20 protein-coding genes and 1 pseudogene are annotated in these 26,168 nt (G+C 41.0%); 7 read left to right on the top strand and 14 right to left on the bottom strand.

The window, feature by feature from the left end; all coding sequences use genetic code 11:
* Positions 1-139 precede the first annotated feature (139 nt).
* Entirely contained in the window at positions 140-2,269 is a 2,130-nt protein-coding gene (locus tag QT327_RS24130) for a S9 family peptidase (RefSeq protein WP_130854672.1), read from the top strand.
* A gap of 97 nt (positions 2,270-2,366) precedes the next feature.
* Here the strand turns inward: QT327_RS24130 and QT327_RS24125 are convergent.
* From QT327_RS24125 to QT327_RS24110, 4 genes and pseudogenes are all read right to left on the bottom strand, one after another.
* Positions 2,367-3,382: pseudogene (locus tag QT327_RS24125) on the bottom strand (asparaginase).
* A gap of 182 nt (positions 3,383-3,564) precedes the next feature.
* On the bottom strand, positions 3,565-4,329 hold the full coding sequence (locus tag QT327_RS24120) for a TatD family hydrolase (protein WP_130854674.1): 765 nt from the start codon (positions 4,327-4,329) through the stop codon (positions 3,565-3,567).
* A gap of 91 nt (positions 4,330-4,420) precedes the next feature.
* A complete protein-coding gene (locus tag QT327_RS24115) occupies positions 4,421-5,395 on the bottom strand; it encodes an FKBP-type peptidyl-prolyl cis-trans isomerase (RefSeq protein ID WP_130854675.1) in 975 nt (324 codons plus the stop codon).
* Positions 5,396-5,447: 52 nt separating this feature from the next.
* The gene (locus tag QT327_RS24110; protein ID WP_130854676.1) at positions 5,448-6,461 is read right to left on the bottom strand and encodes a DHH family phosphoesterase; all 1,014 of its coding nucleotides are present in this window, start codon (positions 6,459-6,461) and stop codon (positions 5,448-5,450) included.
* A 148-nt stretch (positions 6,462-6,609) separates the two neighbouring features.
* Here QT327_RS24110 and QT327_RS24105 point away from each other — a divergent pair, with 148 nt between their 5' ends.
* Positions 6,610-7,029 carry a nucleoside-diphosphate kinase gene (locus tag QT327_RS24105; RefSeq protein ID WP_013664534.1) on the top strand — a complete coding sequence of 140 codons (420 nt, stop codon included), beginning with the start codon at positions 6,610-6,612 and terminating at the stop codon, positions 7,027-7,029.
* 67 nt (positions 7,030-7,096) lie between these two features.
* On the opposite strand, the gene QT327_RS24100 is transcribed toward QT327_RS24105, so the two are convergent.
* Positions 7,097-7,813, bottom strand: a complete 717-nt coding sequence (locus tag QT327_RS24100) for a pyridoxine 5'-phosphate synthase (RefSeq protein ID WP_013664533.1) — start codon at positions 7,811-7,813, stop codon at positions 7,097-7,099.
* A 248-nt stretch (positions 7,814-8,061) separates the two neighbouring features.
* Here QT327_RS24100 and QT327_RS24095 point away from each other — a divergent pair, with 248 nt between their 5' ends.
* A complete protein-coding gene (locus QT327_RS24095) occupies positions 8,062-8,388 on the top strand; it encodes a DUF6686 family protein (RefSeq protein ID WP_354004799.1) in 327 nt (108 codons plus the stop codon).
* Between the two features lie 25 nt (positions 8,389-8,413).
* Here QT327_RS24095 and ahcY read toward each other — a convergent pair whose 3' ends face one another.
* On the bottom strand, positions 8,414-9,730 hold the full coding sequence (ahcY, locus tag QT327_RS24090) for an adenosylhomocysteinase (protein WP_130854678.1): 1,317 nt from the start codon (positions 9,728-9,730) through the stop codon (positions 8,414-8,416).
* 312 nt (positions 9,731-10,042) lie between these two features.
* On the opposite strand from ahcY, the gene QT327_RS24085 reads away from it, so the two are divergent.
* The 3 genes from QT327_RS24085 (at position 10,043) to QT327_RS24075 (ending at position 12,734) form a co-directional block, all read left to right on the top strand.
* Positions 10,043-10,420: a BlaI/MecI/CopY family transcriptional regulator gene (locus tag QT327_RS24085; RefSeq protein WP_013664529.1), complete on the top strand. Its 378-nt coding sequence runs from the start codon at positions 10,043-10,045 to the stop codon at positions 10,418-10,420.
* A gap of 5 nt (positions 10,421-10,425) precedes the next feature.
* A complete protein-coding gene (locus tag QT327_RS24080) occupies positions 10,426-12,210 on the top strand; it encodes a M56 family metallopeptidase (protein WP_130854679.1) in 1,785 nt (594 codons plus the stop codon).
* A gap of 113 nt (positions 12,211-12,323) precedes the next feature.
* Positions 12,324-12,734: a BrxA/BrxB family bacilliredoxin gene (locus QT327_RS24075; protein ID WP_013664527.1), complete on the top strand. Its 411-nt coding sequence runs from the start codon at positions 12,324-12,326 to the stop codon at positions 12,732-12,734.
* A gap of 80 nt (positions 12,735-12,814) precedes the next feature.
* Here the strand turns inward: QT327_RS24075 and cdaA are convergent, their stop codons facing one another.
* The 3 genes from cdaA to QT327_RS24060 form a co-directional block, all read right to left on the bottom strand.
* Positions 12,815-13,606 carry a diadenylate cyclase CdaA gene (cdaA, locus tag QT327_RS24070; RefSeq protein ID WP_165446905.1) on the bottom strand — a complete coding sequence of 264 codons (792 nt, stop codon included), beginning with the start codon at positions 13,604-13,606 and terminating at the stop codon, positions 12,815-12,817.
* Positions 13,607-13,673: 67 nt separating this feature from the next.
* Positions 13,674-14,999, bottom strand: a complete 1,326-nt coding sequence (locus QT327_RS24065; protein WP_130854680.1) for a TolC family protein — start codon at positions 14,997-14,999, stop codon at positions 13,674-13,676.
* 149 nt (positions 15,000-15,148) lie between these two features.
* Positions 15,149-16,396 carry a dicarboxylate/amino acid:cation symporter gene (locus QT327_RS24060; protein WP_013664524.1) on the bottom strand — a complete coding sequence of 416 codons (1,248 nt, stop codon included), beginning with the start codon at positions 16,394-16,396 and terminating at the stop codon, positions 15,149-15,151.
* A 113-nt stretch (positions 16,397-16,509) separates the two neighbouring features.
* Between QT327_RS24060 and QT327_RS24055 the strand changes: the two genes are divergently transcribed.
* On the top strand, positions 16,510-17,607 hold the full coding sequence (locus QT327_RS24055; protein ID WP_130854681.1) for a lipase family protein: 1,098 nt from the start codon (positions 16,510-16,512) through the stop codon (positions 17,605-17,607).
* A gap of 2 nt (positions 17,608-17,609) precedes the next feature.
* Here the strand turns inward: QT327_RS24055 and QT327_RS24050 are convergent, their stop codons facing one another.
* The 5 genes from QT327_RS24050 to QT327_RS24030 all read right to left on the bottom strand — a co-directional run bounded on the left by QT327_RS24050 (position 17,610) and on the right by QT327_RS24030 (position 26,083).
* Entirely contained in the window at positions 17,610-18,275 is a 666-nt protein-coding gene (locus QT327_RS24050) for an ABC transporter ATP-binding protein (RefSeq protein ID WP_013664523.1), read from the bottom strand.
* 138 nt (positions 18,276-18,413) lie between these two features.
* Complete coding sequence (locus QT327_RS24045; RefSeq protein WP_130854682.1) at positions 18,414-20,804, bottom strand: ABC transporter permease; 2,391 nt, start codon at positions 20,802-20,804, stop codon at positions 18,414-18,416.
* A 378-nt stretch (positions 20,805-21,182) separates the two neighbouring features.
* A complete protein-coding gene (locus QT327_RS24040; RefSeq protein WP_289554180.1) occupies positions 21,183-21,962 on the bottom strand; it encodes an ABC transporter permease in 780 nt (259 codons plus the stop codon).
* A 106-nt stretch (positions 21,963-22,068) separates the two neighbouring features.
* Entirely contained in the window at positions 22,069-23,604 is a 1,536-nt protein-coding gene (locus tag QT327_RS24035) for an ABC transporter permease (protein ID WP_289554179.1), read from the bottom strand.
* Between the two features lie 70 nt (positions 23,605-23,674).
* Positions 23,675-26,083 carry an ABC transporter permease gene (locus tag QT327_RS24030; RefSeq protein ID WP_130854684.1) on the bottom strand — a complete coding sequence of 803 codons (2,409 nt, stop codon included), beginning with the start codon at positions 26,081-26,083 and terminating at the stop codon, positions 23,675-23,677.
* Positions 26,084-26,168 lie beyond the last annotated feature (85 nt).

Below are 26,168 nucleotides of genomic sequence, written 5' to 3'. Positions count from 1 at the left end.
GTTAATTTAGCGCTGAATATAAGTCTTTGAATGAAGCGAGACAAGGGTAGCGTCCTATTTTATTTACTAGGTACAGATCGCTTCAAAATGTTTATCTTAGTACTGGTAAGTTCCGTTGTCCAACATGAAACATATACCCATGATATTATTAACACTTTTAGCCTCCTGCGGAGAGAAAAATCAAGAAACACAAGGATATCGGTGGCCCGATTCAAAAGCACCGGTTGCAGAGAAGATTCCCCACGAAAGAACAATCCATGGCGATACGGTAGTAGATAATTATTATTGGATGATTGATTACTTTAAAAAAGGACCTGATAGCACGAAAGTAATCGATTATTTGAATACTGAAAATGCCTATCTCGACACCATGATGTCGGGTACTAAAGAATTTCAGGAAACCTTATTCAAAGAAATGCGGGCTCGTATAAAAGAGAAGGATGAGTCTGTACCTTATTTTAAAAACGGGTATTTTTATTATACTAGAACGGAAGACGGCAAACAATACTTTAAGTATTGCAGAAAAAAGGGATCGCTCGATGCAACAGAAGAGATTTTATTGGATGTTGATAAAATGGCAGAAGGACATCCTTACTTCAGTGCAACCGGCTTCAGTATCAGCCCTGACAATAAATTAATGGCTTTCGGTGTAGACACCGTATCTCGTAGAGAATACACAATATTTATTAAAAATCTGGAAACCGGGGCGCTTTATACGGAGGAGATTAAAGGAACCACCGGTGCCGTTGCGTGGGCAAATGATAACAAAACCTTCTTTTATACGGCGAAGAATCCGGTGACATTGTTAACTGAAAAGATAAAAAAACACGAGCTTGGTACCGATGTGCGTATGGACCTGGTTGTTTATGAAGAGAAAGATAATAGTAATTACATAGGCGTAGCCAGAGCTAAATCGGGCAAATTTATTTATATCTATTCGGGGGCAACAACCAGTTCGGAAACCAGATTTATCTCTGCAGATAAACCAAGCGATTTGTTTAAAGTGTTCCAGCCTCGAATGAAGGATGTGTTGTATGAAGTGACTGCCTTAGAGGACCGGTTTTTAATCTTGACTAATAGAGACGCGTTGAATTTCAAGGTGATGGAGTGTCCCTTGGATAAGACGGATATTGAACATTGGAAAGAAGTTATTCCGCATCGCAAGGACGTGCTTTTGGAGGGCATAGACGAGTTTAAGGACTTTATAGTCGTTTCCGAGCGAAAGAATGGATTAACGCAGTTGAATATTAGGAGCCTCCGGAACGGGGAAGAACATTACCTGGATTTTGGCGAGGCAGCCTATACCGCCTACACACAGGCAAATGTGGAATATAATACGTCGATCGTTCGTTATGGATATACCTCACTGACGACTCCCTCTTCCACATTCGACTATGATATGGTAGAGAAGAAAAAAACGCTTTTAAAACAGCAAGAGGTACTGGGAGGCTATGATTCGAAAGCTTACGTAACCGAGCGACTTTATGCAGAGGCAGAAGACGGCGTTCGCATTCCCATATCATTGGTTTACAAGAAAGGATTTGAACGGAATGGTAGCGCCCCTTTATTGCTTTACGGATATGGCTCTTATGGGGCATCGATGGATCCAACTTTTAGCAGCCCCCGTTTGAGTCTGTTGGATCGAGGGTTCGTCTTTGCGATCGCTCATATTAGAGGGGGACAAGAAATGGGAAGACAATGGTATGAAGACGGGAAGATGATGAAAAAGAAAAATACCTTCACTGATTTTATTAGCTGCGGGAAATATCTTATTAATAAACAGTACACAAGCAAAGGACATCTATATGCGCAGGGAGGAAGTGCCGGCGGGTTGTTAATGGGGGCTGTAATGAACATGGCGCCGGATTTGTGGAATGGTATTATTGCACAAGTGCCTTTCGTAGATGTGGTAAACACCATGTTAGATGAAACAATACCGCTCACTACGAATGAGTTTGATGAGTGGGGAAATCCAAAGAATAAAGAGGCCTATTTTTATATGAAAAGTTATTCGCCTTACGAAAACATAGAAGCAAAGGCTTATCCAAATATGTTAGTAACTACGGGCTTGCACGATAGCCAGGTTCAGTATTTTGAACCGGCAAAATGGGTAGCAAAGTTACGGGCTACGAAAACGGATAAAAACGTATTATTACTAAAAACAGAGATGGACTTTGGACATGGAGGCGCTTCCGGTAGATTTGATTATCTGAAAGATATTGCCTTGAATTACGCGTTCTTATTAGCCCTGGAGGGGAATGTTGAGTAGTTGCGTCGTTAAGTAGTTGAGTAGTTAAGTCGTTAAGTAATCCTTTAACAATTTCCCTACTCAACTATTTTCTCCATTTCTCTACTCAACGCATAAATTAGTCTGTCAATTCTCCTCTGATATTCACTTCTACCCACCGAGCCACTTCACTTTGGCTTTCAAACTCGCCCTGAAGGTACATTAGCTTGGTTACCGCCGCTTCGAAAGTCATATCAAAACCACTGAGTACGCCCATTTCCTTTAGCCATTGACTGGTTTCATATCGGCCTAATTCAACAGAACCTACCTTACATTGTGAAATATTAACAATATTCTTCCCATCGCGAATAGCTGCTCTAAGCATATCCAGAAACCAAGTAGCCGTTGTGGTATTGCCGGAGCCAAAGGTTTCCATAATAACGGAACGTGCATTGGATTCCAGCACGGCCTTAACAACTTCTTTACTGATACCCGGATATAACTTGAGGACTGATATCGAATTGTCTATCCTGGTATGTAATATAAAATCTTTACCGGTATTATTCATCAATGCAGGGCGATTGTATTTCAAGTGCACGCCTGCCTCGACTAAAACCGGGTAGTTTGGCGACCGGAAAGCTTCGAATTTCGCCGAATTATATTTAAAGGAGCGATTCCCGCGAAACAATTTACTATCAAAATAGATGCAAACTTCTTGTATTAGGGAGCGTCCATGCTTTTTCGCTGAAGCGATTTCCAGCGCTGTAATCAAATTTTCGCGGGCATCGGTTCTAATTTCGCCGATAGGTAACTGAGAACCCGAAAAATCACCGGTTTTTGCAAACCTTCCAGCATAAAACTTAAAGCGGAAGCAGAAAATGCCATCGTATCCGAACCATGTAAGATTACAAAGCCATCATATAAGTCATAGTTATCTTTAATAAGCTCCGCCATTTGCACCCATATGGCCGGTTGCATGTTGGACGAGTCGATGATAGGATCAAAAGAGTGAATAGACAGGTTATAGTTTAGGCGACTTAGTTCAGGTACATTTTTATGTATCAATTCGAAGTTGAAAGGAACAAAGCTTCCTGATGTCTCATCAGTAACCATTCCTATTGTTCCCCCAGTGTATAATATCAGTATATTGTTCATGTAAATTAGCGTTGCATCTCTTAACAGAGCTCGTTTTGCCCAGGTTCAAGGCATTGTAAACTTAGATAAAATCGTCTTTTTTCACAAGTATTCGTTTTGGAGCTCCTTTGGACACAAGTATATGCAATATAATGCGTATGGTTCTCCTCGTCCATCAGACCCTATTTGTAGCAGTGAAATAGTTACATTCCAAAAACATGCAGTGCGTTTTGAGTGGTCATATTTGCTACTTCCTCTATCGCTATGCCGTGTAAATCGGCAACTTTCTGTGCTACGTGGATAAGATAACTACTCTCATTTGGTTTTCCGCGAAAGGGAACGGGCGCCAAATAGGGCGCATCTGTTTCGAGGACGATATGCTTCAAGTCTATCTGTTCAACTACTTTATCGAGACCCGCATTTTTAAAGGTAACAACTCCCCCAATGCCTAAATAGAAGCCCAGGGAGATAGCATGTTGTGCCTGCTCCAAGCTGCCGGTAAAGCAATGGAAGATCCCGAATAATTTGTCGTCCTTCAGTTCCTCCAGTAAAGCGAATTGCTCGTCAAAGGCTTCACGGCAATGAATAACGATGGGGAGACCACGTTCTTTTGCCCAAGCGACCTGTATTCGGAAAGCTTCTTGCTGTTGTGGAAGTGTTGATTTGTCCCAATAAAGATCAAGGCCTATTTCACCGATTGCTACCACTGATTTTGCTAATAGTGCTTTTTCAATCAGAGCCAACTCCTCCTTGAAGTCATCCTTGACACTACATGGATGTAGTCCCAACATCGGATAACACATATCAGGGTACGTATCTGTTACATGAAAAACTTTTTCGATCGATTCATTATCCACGTTGGGTAGAAATAAACGGGTAATGCTGTTCTCCCTACAACGCACGATCTGTTCCTCTAATGCGCTTCCTTCATTATAGTAAATATGCGTATGGGTGTCGGTAAGTTGCATATGGGCAAACTTATATAAAAAAACTTAAAGACGGTCAGTCATGAGCCGAACAAAAACAAAAAAGCCCATCGAAATGCGACGGGCTTTATCATTATTTTTTAGCAGTTGCGGGTGTGTCCGGTGCTGCGGCAGTTGGTGCCGGTTTTGCTTTTTGTGGAACGATGTCAACAATTTCTACGGTGAAAGCCAGGGGCGTGTAAGGTTGAATACCCATGCTTCCATGCTCACCATAAGCCAATTTTGAAGGCAAGACCAAGGTTGCTTTAGCACCTTTAGATAATAAAGCTAATCCTTCATCCCAGCCCGGAACAACGGCTCCTACACCGATCGGAATACGAATCGGATCGTATGGTTCGCGCATTTGATTGTATACGTTTCCTTTTTTTGCGTCCTCTTTAACGCTTGAATCGAAGATCTTTCCGCCCAAAAACTTACCGGTATAATGTACGACAACGGTATCGCCTACATTTGGTTTGTTACCGGTTCCTTCTTTTTCGATCGAGTATTTGAGGCCTGAGCTTGTCGTCTTGACTTCAAGATCGTTTTTCTTAATATAGTTTTCGATCTTTCCTGCTTCCGCGTTCTTTGCTTTTTCGCGATCTTGGGCAATATATTTTTCTACCTCCTGGTTGAAGACACTGTCTGTAAGCGTTCCTTTAGGGATGACTTTGTTGATCTTGAACGTATGTACAATGTATTGTCCTTTAAATGGAGGACGAGGTTGGCCCGTTTTTGCTACCATGGTATCAATATTCAATCTGAACACGGCACTGTCTCCTTCTCCCAACATGGATAAAGCCGTGAAGATGTCGCCGGGATACATAGATTTCTGTGCTGCCAAATAGAAAGGTTGCTCCATTTCATAGCTGCTATTGAGAACCGAGTCGTTTTCGGTAGAGATTACTGCACCAAGGGAAATAAAATCACCTTCTTTGATTTTAGTTTTTCCCTCTTCTTTTACAATTTTATATTGCATGCCACCTGCACCGTCTTTGAAACTTTGGCATGACGTAGCTCCCAATCCTGTTAAAGCTGCCAAACCTAAAATAAGGGATGTTCTTTTCATTATTTGCTTTCTTTTACTGTTTTAAATTTTCTGTATAGTTCTGTACATATTGTTAATTATCCATAAGTTGTTCCTTATAAGCGGGAAGAACTGCTTTAAATTTTTCAACCACCCGCTCTAAAGGATGATCATCATGACCGCCGGCCGCATTGCGATGCCCTCCACCGTTGAAATATTTAGCACAAATTTCGTTTGCAGGAAAGGTCCCAACAGAACGTAGGGATAATTTGATTTGATAGGTACGATCAATGATAAGGGCGGCGAGCTTTATGCCACTAATGGACAGGGCGTAATTGACCAAACCCTCTGTATCGCCTGTGACGATATTAAAACGGGTTAAATCCTCTTTTGTTATGGCGAAATAGGCGGTATTGTATTCATGGAGTACCACCAAGCGATTGAGTAAACAAAAGCCTAAAAACTTCAATCTATTTTCTGAAGAGCTATTGTATACCCGCTCATGTATTTCGGCGTTCTTTGCGCCCAAAGAAATCAGGTCGGCTATCGCCAAGTGCACTTCTACGGTAGTAGATTGGAAACGAAAGGAACCTGTATCAGTCATAATACCGGTATACAAGCAAGTTGCAATTTCCGGTGTGATCGACGATCGGTCATCCAGCAGATTAACAATAAAATCATATACTAGGTAAGCCGTTGCGGCTGATTCGGGGTTCCAATGTCTGAATTGGTCAAAGCCTTCCGGATCCAAATGATGATCAATCATCACTTTTGTGGCCTGGCTTGTACTTAAAATAGGCTGCATGTCATGTGTACGCGCAAGACCGTTAAAATCCAAGCAAAAAATTAAATCAGACGCTGCGATCAGCTTATCTGCGAGTGCTTTGTTTTCTGTATAAATGATTGCCTCTTCCTGGTGGGGCATCCATGCTAAGAAGGATGGATAATCTGATGGTACAATTAGGCGCGCTTGATGTCCATGGGCTTTTAGCCACAACAACATAGCCAAAGACGATCCTAAAGCGTCTCCATCAGGCTTATAGTGAGTTGTTATAACTATACTTTTGGGTTCGGCTAATATTTGTTTCAGCGTGGTAATCGTTAACATGCAGTGTTTTAAAGATTGCAAAGCTATTAATTTTTTTCTTAGATATTCAAAAGAAAAATTCGTACTTACATATATATGGACAATATTTGAAATAAGGAAACAAAGTGGACATAAAAGCTTATTTTTGCAAAAATTAGAATTTAAATAGATGGCTACTAATAGAACTTTTACCATGATCAAACCCGATGCAGTTAACAATGGCTATATCGGGGCAATTTTAAACGACATTGTCGAAGCAGGGTTCAAGATTGTTGCAATGAAGTATACGCACTTAACAGGTGGAACTGCAGGCGCTTTTTATGCCGTACATAAAGAACGCCCTTTTTACAAAGATTTGGTGGCTTTTATGAGTTCCGGGCCCATCGTAGCAGCTATTTTGGAGAAAGAGAATGCCGTGGAAGATTTTCGGAAATTGATTGGTGCAACTGATCCAAGTAAAGCGGAGGCCGGAACCATTCGAAATAAATATGCTAAATCCATCGAGGCAAATGCGGTACATGGATCTGATTCAGATGAAAATGCAGCTATTGAGGGAAGTTTCTTTTTCTCTGCCTTGGAACAATACTAAGAAAGGTGGTAAGGTATAAGGCTTTACGGCGTAGGGTATTTCCTTAAACCTTCTGCCTTATACCTTTCTAGCTCAATTGGGCTCTATAGCGCTTAATGGTTTCTTCCAAACCTAGATAGAGCGCATCTGCTATAAGAGCATGTCCGATGCTTACTTCCAAGAGGTGCGGAATTTGGCTGCGAAAGTATTGCAGATTATGCAAATCGAGGTCATGCCCGGCATTTAGTCCTAAACCCAATTCATGTGCGAGCTTCGCTGCCTCCGCATAAGGTTGAACGGCCTCCGCGGGATTTTTGTAATAATTGGTAGCGTAAGCTTCTGTATATAATTCAATACGGTCTGTACCGGTACTCGCTGCTGCTTCTACCATTTTGGGATCCGGATCTACAAAGATCGAAACCCGTATCCCAGCGTCTTTAAAGAGTGCTGACATCTCTTTCAGGTAAGATTGATTGGCTATAGTATCCCATCCGTGATTAGAGGTTATTTGTCCCTGTTCGTCAGGAACGAGTGTTACCTGGGTTGGCTTATTGGCAAGTACCAAGTCAACAAATTTTTTCTCCCTACAATTTCCTTCAATATTAAACTCTGTTGTAATAGCGGCCTTTAGATCATAAACATCCTGATAGCGTATATGCCTTTCGTCGGGGCGAGGATGCACGGTGATTCCCTGTGCACCAAATTTTTCGCAATCCAGCGCTACTTGTAGTACATTGGGATTGTTGCCCCCACGGCTGTTCCGCAAGGTAGCTACTTTATTTATATTAACTGAAAGCTTTGTCATGATATAATAGACTATTAGACAAACATAGAGAATGTTGCTTTCAAATACAAGGCTACGAGCTAAAACGCTCTTCTACTTCTACAGCCCGGATTTGTAATCTCAATGTCACAAGCTAATTGTTATTTAGAATGATTAAAAATAAACATATATTTGTGTATTCAAAAGAACGAGAACAGTTTGAATATTTCGAAAAGTCCTGTTTAGCCATGCTTAAGGCATGGCTAAAGCAGGCACAATAAGCCAAATATATGTGTAATACGAGAATATTATGTCAATCAAACAGAACAACGGTTAGTCAGTGTACCGAATGTGGTATGTTTTTTATTTGGCATAACAACATTCTGTTGAATTTTAAACAGCAGGAGTTTTATTTATTTTTGGCGCACATCAAAAAGTACGTATTTCAACAACGTTCGATCTGTTTCCCTGATGGAGAACATCGGTTACTGATGCACTCTGCCGCAGACGAAATTAGCCTAGCATTTACAGAAGACGAGTGGGAAGATATAAAAGAAGTATTAACGGAATCTGCCTACTTGGCAAATGTTTATGATATACTAAAAGGAGAAAAGTAAAAAAGGAGCTCAGCTCCTTTTTTACTTAATATCTATAATGATCTGGCTTATAGGGACCTTCCACCGATACACCGATATAGGCGGCCTGTTCTTCGTTAAGTTCATCCAACTCTACACCGATTTTAGCTAAATGTAGGCGGGCAACTTTTTCATCCAAATGTTTGGGCAAGGTGTAAACCTTGTTTTCATATTGAGCCGTATTCGCCCACAGTTCAATTTGTGCGAGCGTTTGATTGGTGAATGAGTTACTCATCACAAACGAAGGATGGCCCGTTGCGCAACCTAAGTTAACCAATCTGCCCTCTGCCAAGAGAATAATGTCTTTTCCGTCAATCGTATATTTATCAACCTGTGGCTTTATTTCGATCTTGGTGTGACCATAGTTCTTATTTAACCAAGCAACATCAATTTCGTTATCAAAATGTCCGATATTACATACAACTGCTTTATCCTTCATTAGCGGAAAGTGTTCTGCGCGAACAATATCTTTATTACCGGTGGTAGTAACAATAATATCCGCCTCTTTAACGGCGTTCGCGAATTTTTTTACTTCATAACCTTCCATTGCGGCCTGCAAAGCACAGATTGGATCTATTTCAGTTACAATAACCCGTACACCTGCGCTGCTCAATGATTCTGCAGATCCCTTGCCCACATCACCATAGCCAGCAACAACAGCGACTTTTCCTGCCAACATCAAGTCAGTAGCTCTCCGGATTGCGTCAACTAAAGATTCACGACATCCATATTTATTGTCGAATTTCGATTTGGTCACCGAATCATTCACATTGATAGCCGGTAAATGAAGCGTTCCCTTTTTCATGCGCTCGTATAAGCGATGTACCCCGGTAGTCGTTTCTTCCGATAAACCTCTGATACCTTTGATTAATTCCGGGTATTTATCGAATACCATATTGGTAAGATCCCCACCATCGTCCAATATCATATTGAGCGGTTTTCGCTCTTCACCAAAGAACAACGTTTGCTCAATACACCAATCGAACTCTTCGGCCGTTAAGCCTTTCCATGCATATACTGAAATACCTGCGGCAGCAATAGCGGCGGCGGCATGATCTTGTGTGGAAAAGATATTGCAGGATGACCAACTGACTTCCGCTCCTAAAGCAACTAGCGTTTCGATTAAAACAGCGGTCTGGATCGTCATGTGTAAACAACCGGCGATACGAGCGCCCGCTAAAGGTTTTGATGCTCCGTATTCTTCACGCAGAGCCATTAAACCGGGCATTTCGGCTTCTGCTAATTCGATTTCTTTACGCCCCCATGCTGCTAAGCTAATATCTTTAACCTTATAGGGCACATACGTTGTCTCTACTGATGACATAGTTTATTGATATAAATTGTTAATGATCTGACAAAACTCCTTTATGGAGCATGCATTTCTATGTTTAATATTCTGCAAAGTTACTAACTATTTAGGAGGAATTGTGTTGGCAATAGGTAATATTACATATACGCTTTGTGGCTATCAAAATAAAGGTACGCATCAAGACGACAGGAAAAGTGAGCGCAATCTGTTAAAATATCCTAAATAATTTTGGATATACGAAACTCTTCGTATATTTACCTACGAAATACTTCGTAATGATAAGGTATATATTATAGACAACGATTGCGAGCGAAAACCAGGAGGCTAATGAAAACGATAAAACCAACGGAAAGTGAATTGGAAATCTTAAAGATTCTGTGGGAGCGGGGCGATTGTACCGTTAGGCAGGTGCATGAACAATTTGCTTCCGATAAAGATGTCGGATATACCACTATTTTAAAATTTATGCAAATTATGCATACGAAAGGACTGGTGGCACGCGATGAAAGTAATAAGACTCACGTTTATCGGGCTGCGGTAAGCAGGGATGTTGCGGAACAACAGTTGGTCAATAAATTTATAAAGGATTTATTTGATGGCTCTGCAACACGTTTGGTTATGCAGGCGCTTGGAAACCATCGTGCGAGCAATTCCGAGTTAGCGAAAATACGGCAGTTGTTAAACGATTTGGAAAATAAAAAATAAAGAAAATGAACTTAGCACCCTTAATTTACGCACTTGGTTGGAGTCTGCTGCACTCGTTGTGGCAAGGCGCCTTATTAGCGGGGATGGCCTATGTGTTGGTGTCTGTTTTTTATTTATCAGCAAAGGAAAAAGTAAATCTCTTATTTACCTTTTTAGGTGTATTGCTGTTTGCTTTCATTGGAACCTTCATCAGTTACCTGCCCGGCTCTACAGCAATTGGTAAGACGCAGCTCCCGGTTTCATTAGAAGGAATCGCTGTTTCGGTGGCCAATGGAAATAGCGATAGTTTATTGATATTAGAACGCTACTTTCCGTATATGAGCCTTTTCTATATACTAGGGGTGTGTATACAATTCACGGTTTTAATGGTTGGGTACTTGGGGATTATCCAATTAAGAAGGGCAGAGAAAGGGGGTGTCCCGGAACCTTGGGAAAGGATATTTACCCGCCTCAATGAAACGATGGGTATACGGAAAAAGGTTGGTTTTTACCTTTCCGCAAAGGTAGAGATTCCAACAGTTATTGGATATTTCAAGCCCCTTATTTTATTTCCAATAGCGGCATTATCAGCTCTTGACCTTAAACAAGTAGAAACCATACTCATTCATGAGCTTAGTCATATCCGTAGAAATGATTATGTGCTTAACATGTTAAAATGTTTGGTTGAAGCAATTTTGTTCTTTAATCCTTTTGTACGAATATTATGTAGAATGCTCGAAAAGGAGAGAGAATATACCTGCGATGACGAAGTGCTTAATTACGGAGGAGATGCTATGGTATATGCTTATGCCTTGCTATCTCTTGAAAGTGCTCGCACGAAAAATTCACCGTCTCTAGCTTTAGGGGCCTTTAACAATAAAGAACATCTTCTTCAACGAATTAAAAGAATAACCATTATGAAAACTACAACATTAAATACACGCCATAAATTGAGCGCAATGGCACTTTTAATTGCAGGAGCCTTAGGCTTGGCTTGGGTCAGTCCCGCTAATGACACTGTACCGCATCCGCCTAAACCTCCTGTATTGGCAGAAGCAGATCGTCCTGCACCGCCTTTGCCCATTATTCCTCGTCGTCCTTCTGCGGAAACATTGGAGCCTCTTCCTCCCTTAGCGCCTCTTGCACCGACAGCACCCTTGGCACCCCCATCGAAACCAGATACCTTGGACGAATTAAAAGTAACTGAAAGTGTGGTAAAGTTATTCTCTTCTCCTGAGTGGAAAACCTTGCAGCGAGAGATTGAAGCTAATGGCAAAGAAATAGGGGAAGTAGTAGCGAAGCAATTTGAGACGCCCGAATGGATGACTTTTCAAAAAGAGCTGAGCCAAAATGCAGCGGAACTAGCGCAGCTGAGCACGACCGAGCTTTTTAACTCTCCAGAGTGGAAAGCAGCTATGAAAGATGTACAAGAACAAGCACAAGAGATGGGGCTTCGTGCGATAGGGGGCCACGATTCCACCTATTTTAAATCAAATGAGTGGAAGCAGAAAGAAAAGGAAATGGAAGAGAAGAGCAGGAAACTGGAAGACCTTTCTAAACAAATTGAAGAGAAAATGAATGGCCCCGAAGTAAAGGCAAAAAGAGAAGCCCTCGAAAAGAGGTCGAACGATTTAAGCAAGCGGGCTGAAGTTTTTCAAAAGCAATTTGAAACACCTGAATTTAAAGCAAAGCAGGAAGCGCTTGCAAAAAAAGCAGCTGCATTAGCACGGCGTTCTGAAGCATTCCAGGCAAAAGTAGAAGCAGAATTTAAAGCAAGGTCAGATCAGAAAAAGATAGATTCGGAGAAGTAACTACCTGCTTGTCCCCGAGTATATAATCTGACATTATGTTGAAATAGCTGTATTGCCCATCCGGTTCATATCTAGTATCTTTGCTTTATTATATAAACATAAAAAAGGAAAAGATGTATCCAGAATATTTGGTTGAGCCTATGCGCAAAGAGTTGACTGCTGTAGGCTTTGAGGAACTTAAAACGCCTGAAGAAGTTGATGCGGCGATTAATAGTGAGGGAACTGTTTTTGTTGTCGTAAATTCAGTATGTGGCTGTGCGGCAGCAAATGCTCGTCCGGCAGCTAAGGCTGCTATTCAAAACGAGAAGAAACCTGCGAAGATAGTAACCGTTTTTGCGGGCATGGAGAAAGATGCAGTAGATAAGGCAAGGAACTATATGTTACCTTATCCACCGTCCTCGCCATCAATGGCTTTATTCAAAGATGGTAAATTAGTGCATATGATTGAAAGGCATCACATTGAAGGCAGACCTGCGCAGATGATCGCAGACAACTTGGTAGCTGCTTTCAACGAGTACTGCTAAGAACCAATAATTATCTTATTTGTAGGCTCTCAAAAGAATTTGAGGGCTTTTTTTGTTAACAGGGCGGGTCTGCGACGAAGCTACACATCCTCATTTAAAAGACGTTCAAGTTCGTCATGCGTAATATTCATATTAACATTTCCTTGTTTGGCATATGAAATCTCGCCCGTTTCTTCAGACACAATAACCGCAACCGCATCACTCATTTCGGTAACGCCAATACCGGCGCGGTGCCGCAGGCCAAATTGGAGCGGAAGGTCTTCGCTATCGGATAAAGGTAGGATACAACTGGCTGTTTTGATTCTAAAATCCACGATTACCAGGGCTCCGTCGTGTAGTGGACTGTTTTTTTGAAAAATGCTTTCTAATAAGCGTTTTGAAATTTCGGCATCTATAAATTCGCCGCTATTCTGATAGTATTCCTCATCAAAAAATTTAGAGAAAACGATCAGCGCACCGGTCCGTGATTTAGACATACTCCTACAAGCATCAATAATAGGTTTTAATCGAGCGGTATTGTCTTTTTCGATCTCTTTCTTTCCCAGGAAAAGTGACCAAAGTTTTTTATTTCGTCTAAAGCTGATGTTCTTTCCGATATGAATTAAAAATCGCCTTATTTCCTGCTGGAACACAACAATTAATGCAATGGAACCGACACTGATAAAGCCACCAAATATTTCGGTAAGCAAGCGCATTTGCGATTGCTTTACCACTAAATAGGCTAAATAGATAATGAACAGTCCGATCAGGATATTTACCGCAATGGTTCCCCTGATGAGGTTATAAATGTAATAGATGATGATAGCTACCAAAAAGATATCAATTACATCCAGTAGGCGGATGTTGAAAAAGCTAAAATCAATATTGCCCATAACATCCGCAATTTATAAATTTTTTTGCTTAGCCTGATAGCATGAGCTGATTTTGCTTGATCCTTGCTTAGCGCTGACCGTTATAGTAGTTCGCAATACGCTGTCTCAGTTGCCATTCATATTGAGCTACCACTAAACTGATATTCGCTTGATCATATTTTGTTTTTTGAAGAAGGAATTCAACTGAATTAATGTCCCCCGCTTCGAAACGAACTTCCGCCACGCGGAAGGACTCTTTGTAAGCTTCTACTTGCTCACGGATTTCCAGGTATTTTTCTTTGGCTGTCTGTAAATTGATCAACACCTGTGCTGTTTGCTGTTGTAAATTATTCTCTGTGTTCTCAAGATCAATCTCCGCGTTTCTTAATTCAAGTTTGGCCCTGGAGACATTAATTCTTCTTCTAAAGCCATCTAGAATAGGGATGCTCAAGGTCAATCCCGCGCCCTTTCCTAAATTGTCCTGAATTTGATCCATGTAGGTCCCTCTGTTTTCGTCAGCGTTTGAGTATCGACTAGTTAGGTTGGCCCCGAGGGATAATGTTGGAAAATATAAAGAACGAGTCGCTTTCAGTTGATATTCAGCGCTCTCTTTCCAGAATTGGGCCGCCTTTAAAGTTCCAAGTGAAGCAGCGGCTCTTTCATAAAGGGCCTCTTGACTTAATGACGCACTGGAAACATCAGGTAGTTGATTAATCGGTTCAAATGAAAGCGCTTGGCTATAAGGGATATTTAATAAGCGTGTCAGCACGATTACATTTGTTCTAAGCGTATTTTCACCAGTTAATACTGTAATTTGATCACCGGAAAACTGTCCCTTTACATCATAATATTCTCCCGGAGCAACTGCTCCGTCCCTATTTAGAATGGCTAAACGTTCCAGTTGTTTTTTGGTGACATCTCGTTGTTGTTTATACTGCTCCAGCGCATCTTTTGCTGTAATGACCTGCAAGTACGCGAGGATCACGTCCATCGTTAGGTTATCTTTTATCCGCTGCTCATCCATTTGGGTAGCTTTATAAGCGAAGGCCTGTTGTCGAATGGTTCTAAGCAAATTGAGGCCGTTGAATAAAACCATGTTTGTATTCAGCCGCTGATTTCCCGATGTTATATTTTCAGAAACAATCGCGTTTGTTATGGGGTCTGTTGAAAAACCTGTGTTAATATTGTGATCGAAGCTTCCACTGAGCGTAGGCAATAAGGCCGCTTTAGCTTGTTTCAAATCTAATGAAGCAGCTTGGCTGCTGTTAGCACTTTTCTGTGCCTCCGCATTGTTTTTGAGCGCCAGTGCGATACATTCTTCTAGATTGTAGTGTGTTTTAACCGAGTCTTGACCATGCGTAATTAACGGGAGTATATATAGAAAAAATAATATCGCTCTTTTAAGTGTGTTCATGCAAAATTTCTTATGCCAAAAGAATACACAGGATAAGCCAAAAACTTATCTGTTTTATTTACAAGCTGTTATTAAAAGCGGGATGATGCTTTACGTTCGGAAACGGGCATTGGGTGTCCGTTTTCGGACAGTGCTGATGGCTGGACACCCTATCGTTGTATCTCTACTGCTTGCTCAAGATCAATTTCTTTTTCCCATTTTGCAATAACGAGCGTTGCCGCCGTGTTGCCTATAATATTGGTTAGCGCTCTGGCTTCGCTCATAAAACGATCGATCCCAAAAACCAGCGCAACGGACTCGACGGGAACATGACCAACCATTGGAAGCGTTGCGGCTAGGATGATAAATCCGCTGCCCGTTACACCGGCGGCCCCTTTTGAAGTGAGTAAAAGAACCAATAAAAGGGTTAATTGTTGATTGAAGTTCATGTGCATATTAAGTGCCTGCGCAATGAAAATTGCTGCCATGGTTAAGTATATTGAGGTACCGTCTAAATTAAAGGAATAGCCTGTTGGAATAACCAAGCCCACAACGGGTTTTGAACAGCCTGCCCGCTCTAATTTCTGCATAATGCCGGGTAGCGCAGACTCAGAAGAGGAGGTCCCCAAAACAATCAATAACTCTTCTTTAATGTATTTTAAGACTTTCCAAACGCTAAAGCCGTTAAAGTAAAGGACTGCTCCGATAATCAGAAAGATAAAAATAAGACAAGTAAGATAAAAGCAGAGCATAAGCATGCCTAGCTGCGTTAAGGAGTTCAAGCCGTATTTACCAATAGTAAAACCCATTGCTCCCAAAGCGCCTATAGGTGCCGCACGCATAATGATCTTAATCACGGCAAATATTCCGTTCAGAAAGGATTGCAAAACGGTCATCACCGGTTCTGCTGCTTTTCCGATTTTCGATAAGCCAAAACCAAGCAAGATTGCGAAAAAGAGCACCTGCAGCAAATCTCCTTGGGCAAGAGCACCAATGACATTATCCGGTATGATATGCAACAAAAAATCCTTAAGACTATCCTGGTGTTTGCTTTCCGTGATATAGCTTTCTACCGAGGAAGTATCCAAGGACGCGGGATCAATGTTCATCCCAGTACCGGGTTGTAAAATGTTTACGATCGCCATCCCCAAAAGCAACGCAATGCTGGTCATTACCTCGAAATAAATAATGGCCGTTAGTCCCACTTTCCCTACCTTCTTCACGTTCTGCATGCCGGCAATGCCCAATACCACCGTACAGAAAATGAGCGGCGCAATAATCATCTTTACGAGCTTGATGAAGCCATCTCCGAGCGGTTTAAGTGATTCGCCTACTTTTGGATAATAATGACCAATTAATACACCAATAATGATCGCTATAATAACCTGAAAATACAGACTTTTCAATAATTTCCTCATAGTGATGGTTGGACCTCGGATGTTTTAGGAATACGTAATTTTTTCCGCAAGATAAACAAAAGCGAATAAAACTTTATAGATTTAGTAGCGTTTCCATAAAGAGAAAACAAGATATGAAGCGATATTTTATTGCCATTTGGCTTCTACTGAACGTACATATTGGACTCCTCCGTGCGCAAAGCTTAAAGCCTGGGTTTGATAAACAAGAGTATCTTACTTTACTAAAGATTTCTTCTTCACAAGGCGATACACTTAAACCGGGGCCCAATTATTTGGAGCCTCCTATGAATTATGAGCGCATTTATCGATCAAAAGAGGCGGGCTTAAAGAATCGATGGGACCTTTGGCTCAGTCGTGATAAACAAATAATGGCAGTTTCTATCCGAGGAACGATTAATGACCCCGTAAGCTGGTTAGAAAATTTTTATTCAGCAATGGTACCCGCGAAAGGCGTATTGCAATTGAATGATAGCACCCAATTTGATTACGTTTTTTCGAAGGATCCGAAGGCGGCAGTTCATGCCGGTTGGACCATCGGAATCGCTTCCATGGCACCTGATATCGTACATCAGATTAAGGAACAATATCAAAAAGGAACGAAACAGCTATTGATTATGGGACATAGTCAAGGTGGGGCGTTGGCCTTTTTGCTCACGTCTTACCTTCGATATCAACGGGAAGAGAAGCAATTACCTGCGGATTTACTTATCAAAACCTATTGCAGTGCGGCTCCTAAACCGGGGAATCTATACTATGCATATGATTATGATTTCATTACAAGGGGTGGTTGGGGATTCACCATCGTAAATGCATTGGATTGGGTTCCTGAAACGCCTTTCTCACTACAAACCTTGGCAGATTTTAATCGGCTAAATCCCTTTCAAAACATTGATCAGGGATTAAAAAAACAGAAGCCTTTCTACGTTCGATGGTATCTTAAGCACGCCTTTAACAAGCTCGATAAATCAAGTAAGAAATCTAGACGGAATTTTGAGAAGTACTTAGGCAAAACACTTTTTAAACAAACTCAGAAAACATTACCACAATTGAAAGAGCCCGCTTATGCGGAAACGATGAATTATATGCGAGCTGGAGTCCCTATTGTTCTCCAGCCCGACTCAACGTATTATAAGGTATATCCGGACACGGGGAAAAATGTTTTTGTGCACCATGCGTTGAAAGCCTATGCAGATTTACTGGAGCGGTATTAGCATTATTTCACAATCTGGCCATCCAAAAGCTCGATAATTCGATTGCCGTACTCGGCGTTTTTCTCTGAGTGTGTAACCTGTATGATCGTTACACCATCTTCTTCGTTCAGCTGCTTAAATAAATCCATAATTTCTTCTCCTTGCTTGGAATTTAGGTTGCCGGTTGGTTCATCGGCCAATAATAATTTAGGGGTAGTAGCGAGTGCACGGGCAATGCCAACGAGTTGCTGTTGTCCGCCTGATAATTGAGAAGGGAAGAGATCTTTCTTGCCGACGATTCCAAATCGGTCTATTAGGTCTGCCACGATTGCTTTGCGCTCGCTACCCTTTAGGTTTTTATAAATGAGCGGTGTTTCGATATTCTCATAAACAGTTAGCTCGTCAATCAAATGGTAGGCTTGAAATACAAAGCCAATATGCTCTTTGTAAAGTGCGGAGCGTTGTTTCTCCTTTAATCGTAGCACTTCTTGTCCAAGGAATTGATAGCTGCCTTCATCCGGTTCATCCAGGAGCCCCAAAACGTGTAATAAGGTAGACTTTCCTGAACCGGAAGGCCCCATAATCGATACAAACTCACCTTCACTGATAGTAAGATTGATATCTTTTAACACAAATGAACGGTTGCCGCCCACATTATACCACTTGAAAATATTGCTCAGTTGAATCATCGTTTTTTTAGATTAAAAAATAAAAATTAAAAGTAAAAAGCCAAGTTCATTGGTACATTAAAATAAACAAAACATTAAAAATCAAAAAACACCGCTGATTCTTAATCTTTATAAGATTCTCCTTTAAGCTCGACAATTTCATTCGTCTTTTAAGGTATCAGCTGGGTTAACAATAGAAACCTTGATCGCCTGATAACTAATCGTAATGGACGCTAAAAGCAGAGTCAATACGGCGCCTACAGCGAAAATATGCCAAGATAAATGAATGCGATAGGCAAAACCATCTAACCATTGACTTGTGCACCACCAAGCAAGAGGTGTAGCTACCAAAATTGCCATACCTATTAACTGAAGGAACGGTTTATTGAGTAAAAGGAAGAGCTGTCGCGTATTGGCGCCTAAAACTCTCCGTATACTTACTTCTTTTTCGCGCAGACTGATTGTAAAGGCCGACATGCTAAATAGGCCTAATAGCGCCACAATCATGACCAAAGTTGAAAACGCCGTAAAAGCTTGGCGGAGTTGTTCTTGTTTAGCGTAGAGTGCAGCATACTGCTGATCCAGAAAGTCGTAAATAAGGTACTTTCCGTCCAGTTTATTGATGGATGGCCATTGTTTTTTCAACGTTTCCATCGTTGAGCGGATGCTATGTCCGTTTACTTTCACTAAAATATCACACTTAAAGGGATGATTCGGATAACCGCACTTCGTTTGTAGCGTGTAAGCTGTTGGCTTGATAAGCTGTTCGAAACCTTGCATTTTGCTATCCTTTACGATGCCTATGATCGTGTAAGTCTGATCACAGATACTGATTTTTTCGCCGTTCGGTTGCTTTATTCCCAAGCGTCGTGCTGCCGACTCATTTACTACGATGGATTGCGTCGTATCCGACAGAAGGGATGAGGAGAAAGTTCTGCCTGATAGCAGATTCATACCCAAAGTTTCGAAATAATCAAAATCAACACCTACATGATCTAATGAATATGTTTTATCGCTGTAAGTAAATGCTTCATTGCTTGGTGCCGGCCCACCGGGGTAGTTTGTTACCACAGTGACTTCCTCGATACCCGGAATGGCTTTCATTTGGTTTCTAATAGAGGCGAATTGAGCAGGTTTGTTGAAAAGGGTAAGATTTTTAATATGTACGACTTGATCGACACTAAACCCTTTATCACTTTTTTCCATATAGTTCATTTGCTTATTAATGACGAGCATCGCACTGATAAAAATAAAAGCGATAATAAATTGAAACATGAGCAAGGCACTTCTTAAGCTAAAAGCCCGTTGTCCATTATGGAATTGACCCTTAATGATGTTAATAGGATGATAACCGGATAAGATGTAGGCAGGATATATACCTGATAGTAGCGTAGCTAGAAGAACGGCCGTGCCCAGTTGACCAATTACGCTCATATTGAAATCGAAAGAAGAAAAATCGTACCTAAAAAAAGTAATCATGGTGTTCCAGCTGATACTGATCAAAAGGCAGGCAATAACAGCAGCTATGAGACATTGTGCAAATACTTCCAACAGAAACTGAAGAGCCAAACGTTTTCGGGTTACACCAAAGACTTTCTTCATACCGATTTCTTTAAATCTTCTCTGTGCTTGTACCAACATTAAATTGGCAAAGTTCATGCAGGCCAATAGTAAGATCACTGAAGAAAGAACACCCAGCGCCCAGACGATCTTGTATCCTGTATCGGAACCGATCCTTGGACGCAGATGCAAATTTTTTAGGGGATCAAGGTAAATGTTGGCTTCAGCGCGTATTGATCCTTTAATTTCTCTTTGTTTAGCTATTGTATTATGGTAGATGGTATTGATTTTAGCGGTGAGCTCCTCTATCCTGGTTCCTGGCCTTACAAGTATATAGGTTTGATAAACATTATTATCACCATCTCCTTTCCCTTGTGCGATGTCCTCTTTAAAAGCAATGTAATCGTATTCAAAATTTGACAAAAGGCGAGGTTTGCTAATGCCATGTATGTTCTCTGTAAAACCGCTCTGCTCGTTCATTAAGGATACGATCTTGGGCGCCTTGAAAGCTGCTTGCTTTTCATTAGGGAAAAGCTTTTTACCTACCTCGGCCGACAATAATCCGATTGATTTTTCCGGAGAATTAGTGATAGATAAACCTTCAAGCTGAATAGCGAAAATATCCGCTATTGTTCGATCGGCGCCCAACCAGTTCTTGATATAAAACATATCATTCTCCGAAATAAAGGGAATTTCAAAAGGAGCTCTAGCGACGCGGCCGGCGCTTTCTATTTCAGGAACTGCAGCTTTCAGTGCAGGCGCAAGTGCTGCAGGTGTAAGATCAGATAGGTTATCTTTGTTGATTAAACCGATAAGATAGATGTTATCGTAGTTGGGGTTCCACCTATCGTAGCTGTTTTCTCGATGGATGTAGGCATAGGCTAAAATGAAGCCGGCGAAGCCAATTGCCAGTCCTAAAATGTTAAGCAAGGTAAACAGCTTGGATTTCCAAGCCGTTCTCCACGCTATTTTTAGGTTATTGGTGTTCATATTTTATTTATCAAGTATGGGATCAAGCCTGCCTGCCGGTAGGCAGGTATCAAGATATTTTAAGAGCCTGCTTATAAATATGAATCTTATGTCTTGATACCCATGTCTTATGTCTTTTTTCTAAAAAGGCTAAGAGTAGGTTACTACCTACCCAGAGCCATCATTTATAACCAATCGTACCAAAATAGGCATAAATAAAACCAAAAACTATAAGTTTCTGATTTTTAGTCTGTTGGTTTGATTCTGATTTTGATAGCTGTTCGATAGTGCACAACCGGTGTTCGGAAACGGACAGTGTTTTTTTGTCGTAATGGTTATTTGTTGTTAGTTATTCGTTATTCGGCCCAATAACAGATAACGAGTAACTAATAACTAAATTTATTCATTCCTCAAACTATCAACCGGATTAGCCCTTGCTGCTTTAATGGCCTGTACGCTCATCGTAAAAAATGCCACACAAATGGCTACCAAACCAGCTAATGCAAATATCCACCATTGAATTTCTATCCGATAGGCAAAGCTCTGTAGCCATTTATTCATGGCCCACCAAGCGATGGGTGAAGCAATTAAGATCGATAATACCACTAGTTTTAAGAAGTCTTTCGAAAGTAAAGCGACAATCCCTGCAATAGAAGCACCCAGTACTTTGCGGATACCGATTTCCTTTGTGCGCTGATAGGCCGTTAAAGTGATCAAACCCAACAGACCTAAGCAACTTATTAGAATAGCGACGACTGTTGCTAGGTTGATAATTTTCGACATTTGTCGTTCTTGCGTATATAAGTCTTCAATGCTTTTATCGTAGAAGGTATATTCAAAAGTCTCTTCCGGATAAAACTTTTTCCAGCGTTTTTCTATTTCAGCGATGCTTTCTTGCCAGCTTTCCGGATTACGTTCCCTTAATTTTATATTGTATGTTGCATTTATTTGCTTATCAATGAGCAAAATAATAGGATCAATAGAACTGTAAAATGTCTTATTGTGAAAATCCTTTACGACGCCTACAATAGGAGCCTGTTTGCCATCTTGGGGACCGATGAATTTCCCGATCGCGTCTTTTGGCGATTTAATGCCCAATACCCTTAACATAGTTTCATTAATTAGATACTCATTTACGGTATCAAGCGGCAAGAGATTGCGACCGGCCAATAACTGCATATTGTAAAGTGCAAGATAGGCGGTATCGATATTCTTTAGATAAGGTTGGAATTCCTTTTTTGCACCACCATTATCAGGTATATAATCGTAGTTATTGCTTATTGTATTATTGCTTAGAGGAGGGGGCTGCTAAGGAAACGGCTTCTACTCCTTTCAGCTTTTTCAACTCATTTAACAAGGTATATTTGGTGCCTTTGTCGTTACTCACTTTTCGCCAGGGAACATTCACCAATAAGATGGCATCTTTGTTAAATCCTAAATCTTTATGTAGTGTATATCGAAGCTGCTGACCTACTATAACCGCGCACACAATAAATAACATGGCAATTACAAACTGGAAAATGATAAGCGCTTTTCGGAGTGATAGTCGAACACTTCCAATAGTAATAAGGCTTTGATTCCTAAGAATTTGAATGGGATTGACACGTGTAATCAGCCAGCCAGGATACAGGCCCGCACATAGGGTGGTGAGCAATAAGAATAACCAGAACAGAGCGAAAATCCGGAAGTAGTTAATGTAAGCGTGCATCTGTTCAGGAAATAGTTCTTTGAAGGATAGCAGAAACAAGTAAGTGAGAAAACAAGAAAGGATCGCTGCTAACAGGCAAGTAATAAAAGTCTCGCCTAAAAATTGATAGATTAACCGTCTACCTGAACTACCCATTGTTTTGCGAACAGCGATTTCTTTCCCCCGCTTAGGTAATTGTGCCGTGCTCAGATTAATAAAATTGATAATAGCTAAAATTAACAAAAAGATTGCTACGCCAATGAGGCCTAATAGAACAGGTTTGTTAGCTTTATGGACATTATTTTCTCCGTATTCGGTGGTAAAGTGCATAGTGGCGACAGGAATCAGGCGTTGATCCCGTTTAAATCGCCATTTTTCAAATAAGTCTTTTGTGTTCTTTACAGAAAGCGCATTAATTTGCTGCTGCGTTTTGGCAACAACACTTTTTTCGTCAAGTTGTATATATAATTTATCATTGGAATTGGTGGAGCCCCAATCGCTCTGTGAAAAATAATCCTTAGGTAAGGGAAAAAACTCCTTGCCGTAAAAACTAGTAGCAAATGTTAAATCATCAACAATCCCGCTAACCTGCTTTTGAATTGTATCGTTATAGATTAGTGTTTTGCCAATGATATCGTTAAAACCTATACGAGGGAAATACTTTTCAGCCCGGCTTTTTGTTAAAACAACGGTGTTGGGATTATTGAGTGCCTCATCTTTAGCTCCAGCTAGCCACTCGTAGGGAAGCATGTTAAAGTATTTAGCTACTGTCATTACTTGACGATCTGGCGATTTAAACGTATTCTCTTTACCATCTGCCTGCGGTACGGTTACTTGTTCCATAAACTGTTCTGCAACAGGTACGACGAACTTAATGCCGGGAATCTCCGTTTCTATCGCCCGGCCAAGAGGTTTGGGCACGCCAACATTGTGTCCTTCCTGTCCGTCAAATTCCATATGGCTTACCACATTGAAAATTTGCTTGTGATTTGGAATTGCCTGTTCGAAGCCGAATTCAAAACTGACCAATTGATAAATAATAAAACAAGCACTGATACCGATACTTAAACCTAAAATATTTAAGCTGGTGAACAATTTATTGTGCCACAGCTGACGGAAAATTGTTTTTAACATTGTAGTTATTTGTAGTTAGTTGTTTGTTCTTGATAAGGCATCGCGAATAACCAAGAACTAGTAACGAAATTTATTCTGTTCTTAAACTTTTAACCGGATTGGCCAATGCCGATTTAATGGCACGAAAGCTAATGGTAAGCATGGCAATTGATATTGCTAGAATACCCGCAACAACAAAAATCCACCATTCAATATCGATCCGATAGGCAAAATCTTCCAGCCATTTATTCATGCCTAACCAGGCAATGGGAACAGCAATTAGGATGGCGATAAGTACAAGCTTCAGAAAATCTTTAGACAGTAGTTGAACTAAGCTCTGAACGCTTGCTCCGAGTACCTTTCTGATACCGATTTCCTTGATCCGCTGCTCCGCGACAAAAGTGGCCAATCCCAAAAGCCCCATGCAGGAAATTAAAATAGCCAGTACGGCAAGGATGCCTACAATTTCGCTGGTTGTTTGATCCGTTTTGTAAAGCTCCGTGAAATGATCATCTAAAAATTGGTATTCAAAATCACTATCGGGACTTATGCGTTTCCATACGGATTGAATATAGGCCAGTGCTTCCGAAGCCCTTTCACCGTTGATCTTAATAGAAAGCTCGTTGTAACCAAAGTCTTTTCGGTTGTAAAGGCATAGCGTTTCGATTTTATGATGTAGCGAATTGAAATTAAAATCCTTCGCAATTCCAATGATTGTACTCCCGGAGTCTAAACCATTAAATCCGAAACGCTTGCCAATTAAAGAAGCAAAGGATTGATTACATTCTTCTTTTAAAAGTTCTTTGGCCAGTGTTTCATTGATAATATAGGTTCGGGCATCGTCACCCGGTCTATCCGGTGAAAAATTACGGCCAGCAAGAAGTGGAATCTGATAGACCGTCAGAAAATCAGGGTCTACCACAATTTGAGACGTTACCAGCTCTTTTGCTCCTCGATCTCCGTGAAATTTAACGCTTGTTTGATGCAAGTTGTTGCCTAACTTTTGTTGATTGGCCGTAACGCCTTTAATCAAACTGCTCGTTAAAAGTTCCTGTTTTAAGCTTTCATACACGCGGTAGGCGTTGTTATCCAATGTCACAGTAACCATTTGGTCTCGCGTAAAACCGACATCTTTTTTTTGCATAAAACGGAGTTGCTTAATGGCCAGTAAGGTTGCTGTAATTAATACAATAGCACAGGTAAATTGTGCGACAACTAGAATATTACGAAAGAATGCCTTGTTTTTACCACCGGTAACCGTGCCTTTTAGTACAACAGTTGGTTTAAATGCCGAGAGGTAAGCAGCAGGATATAGACCTGCTAAAAGTCCTAAACATAATGTGCCTAATAATAAATAGAGGATTAGCGACGGATCATGAAGCAAAGGGAAAGCAATGGCTCGGAGACTTATATGGTTTACATATAGGAGCATTAATTTTACCATCCCACAGGCTAAAATCACTGCGATGAAGCAGAGAAGAACGGATTCACCGATAAATTGAAGATAAAGTTGCCCTCTTTTAGCGCCGGTACTCTTTCTTACGCCGATTTCCTTCGCCCGTGCTGTTGAGCGGGCAGTGGTTAGGTTTACAAAATTGATAGAAGCGATCACCAGAACCACTAGTGCAATAGCGAAGAAGATAAGAGTATATTTACTATTGAATTTTTGATAATTGATATAATCATGCGTGATCTCGGTTGAGCCGGCATGCACATCTCGAAGCGGCTGCAGGAATAACTCATAGCCCTTTGCTTGTTGTTCCTCCATGTGTCTCTTAAGGAAAGCTGGAAACCTTTTCTCAAGGCTTTCTATGTCGGCATTAGGTGCGATTTCCAGATAGGTCGTTAGCCAATTGCCTCCCCAGTTCTGCATTTGTTGAGGGCCAACATACGTGTTCATGGAGAATAGGGCATCAAAATGAATATGTGAATTTTCAGGAATATCTACTAAAACGCCTGTAACAGTGAAATTGGTAGTGTCCCTACCGTAGGTGGTTATGGTCTTTCCGAGCGCTTCTTCCTTACCAAAGATCTTCGCTGCGGTTTTTTGTGTTAACACCAAGCTGTTCGGCTTTTCAAAAACGGTACTTCTGTTGCCTTTTAACAGTTCGAAATCAAATAGTTGAAGAAAGGTTGAGTCGACTAAGAAGGTGGAAGGCATTATATGTCGTACTCCGTTTACTAAAAAGGAAGCTTTACCCCATTGATTGACACGCGTAAAGTTCACTATTTCGGCAAATTCTTGCTGAAGACTAGGTCCCATTGGATACATAGAGAGGGCTACCTTTTGGGGAGCCACCATGCCCTCGGGCTTTTGTACTTCATTTAGGCGATAAATGTTCTTCTTATGGATCGCATCAAAATTCCGTTCGTAGTTTACGAAGAGAATAATCACAATACAGACAGCCATACCAATGGCCAGGCCCAAAATATTGAGCAGCGAATAAAACTTGTTTTTCCATAAGTTGCGCCAAGCCGTTTTGAAATAGTTTTTCAACATGTGTTAGTTCTTTAAGGTGTTTCAGCTATTCGCCCGAGGGCTCATGGTTTCAGCATCGTGTCTGTCTTTTATGGTGCTTCAGCTA

Source organism: Olivibacter sp. 47 (assembly GCF_030372825.1).
GTDB lineage: Bacteria > Bacteroidota > Bacteroidia > Sphingobacteriales > Sphingobacteriaceae > Olivibacter > Olivibacter oleidegradans.
Note: the sequence above shows the minus strand (reverse complement) of the source record. Positions and strands in the feature narration are given on the sequence as shown.

Bases quoted from the DNA above. Each gene is read 5' to 3' on its own strand.
- QT327_RS24065 (WP_130854680.1), bottom strand. From the start codon at position 14,999: ATGAACACACTTAAAAGAGCGATATTATTTTTTCTATATATACTCCCG.
- QT327_RS24075 (WP_013664527.1), top strand. From the start codon at position 12,324: ATGTATCCAGAATATTTGGTTGAGCCTATGCGCAAAGAGTTGACTGCT.
- ahcY (WP_130854678.1), bottom strand. From the start codon at position 9,730: ATGTCATCAGTAGAGACAACGTATGTGCCCTATAAGGTTAAAGATATT.
- QT327_RS24095 (WP_354004799.1), top strand. From the start codon at position 8,062: ATGTGTAATACGAGAATATTATGTCAATCAAACAGAACAACGGTTAGT.
- QT327_RS24130 (WP_130854672.1), top strand. From the start codon at position 140: ATGATATTATTAACACTTTTAGCCTCCTGCGGAGAGAAAAATCAAGAA.
- QT327_RS24100 (WP_013664533.1), bottom strand. From the start codon at position 7,813: ATGACAAAGCTTTCAGTTAATATAAATAAAGTAGCTACCTTGCGGAAC.
- QT327_RS24030 (WP_130854684.1), bottom strand. From the start codon at position 26,083: ATGTTGAAAAACTATTTCAAAACGGCTTGGCGCAACTTATGGAAAAAC.
- QT327_RS24045 (WP_130854682.1), bottom strand. From the start codon at position 20,804: ATGAACACCAATAACCTAAAAATAGCGTGGAGAACGGCTTGGAAATCC.
- QT327_RS24040 (WP_289554180.1), bottom strand. From the start codon at position 21,962: ATGCAGTTATTGGCCGGTCGCAATCTCTTGCCGCTTGATACCGTAAAT.
- QT327_RS24060 (WP_013664524.1), bottom strand. From the start codon at position 16,396: ATGAGGAAATTATTGAAAAGTCTGTATTTTCAGGTTATTATAGCGATC.
- cdaA (WP_165446905.1), bottom strand. From the start codon at position 13,606: ATGGGCAATATTGATTTTAGCTTTTTCAACATCCGCCTACTGGATGTA.
- QT327_RS24120 (WP_130854674.1), bottom strand. From the start codon at position 4,329: ATGCAACTTACCGACACCCATACGCATATTTACTATAATGAAGGAAGC.
- QT327_RS24085 (WP_013664529.1), top strand. From the start codon at position 10,043: ATGAAAACGATAAAACCAACGGAAAGTGAATTGGAAATCTTAAAGATT.
- QT327_RS24055 (WP_130854681.1), top strand. From the start codon at position 16,510: ATGAAGCGATATTTTATTGCCATTTGGCTTCTACTGAACGTACATATT.
- QT327_RS24105 (WP_013664534.1), top strand. From the start codon at position 6,610: ATGGCTACTAATAGAACTTTTACCATGATCAAACCCGATGCAGTTAAC.
- QT327_RS24115 (WP_130854675.1), bottom strand. From the start codon at position 5,395: ATGAAAAGAACATCCCTTATTTTAGGTTTGGCAGCTTTAACAGGATTG.
- QT327_RS24050 (WP_013664523.1), bottom strand. From the start codon at position 18,275: ATGATTCAACTGAGCAATATTTTCAAGTGGTATAATGTGGGCGGCAAC.
- QT327_RS24110 (WP_130854676.1), bottom strand. From the start codon at position 6,461: ATGTTAACGATTACCACGCTGAAACAAATATTAGCCGAACCCAAAAGT.
- QT327_RS24080 (WP_130854679.1), top strand. From the start codon at position 10,426: ATGAACTTAGCACCCTTAATTTACGCACTTGGTTGGAGTCTGCTGCAC.
- QT327_RS24035 (WP_289554179.1), bottom strand. From the start codon at position 23,604: ATGTTAAAAACAATTTTCCGTCAGCTGTGGCACAATAAATTGTTCACC.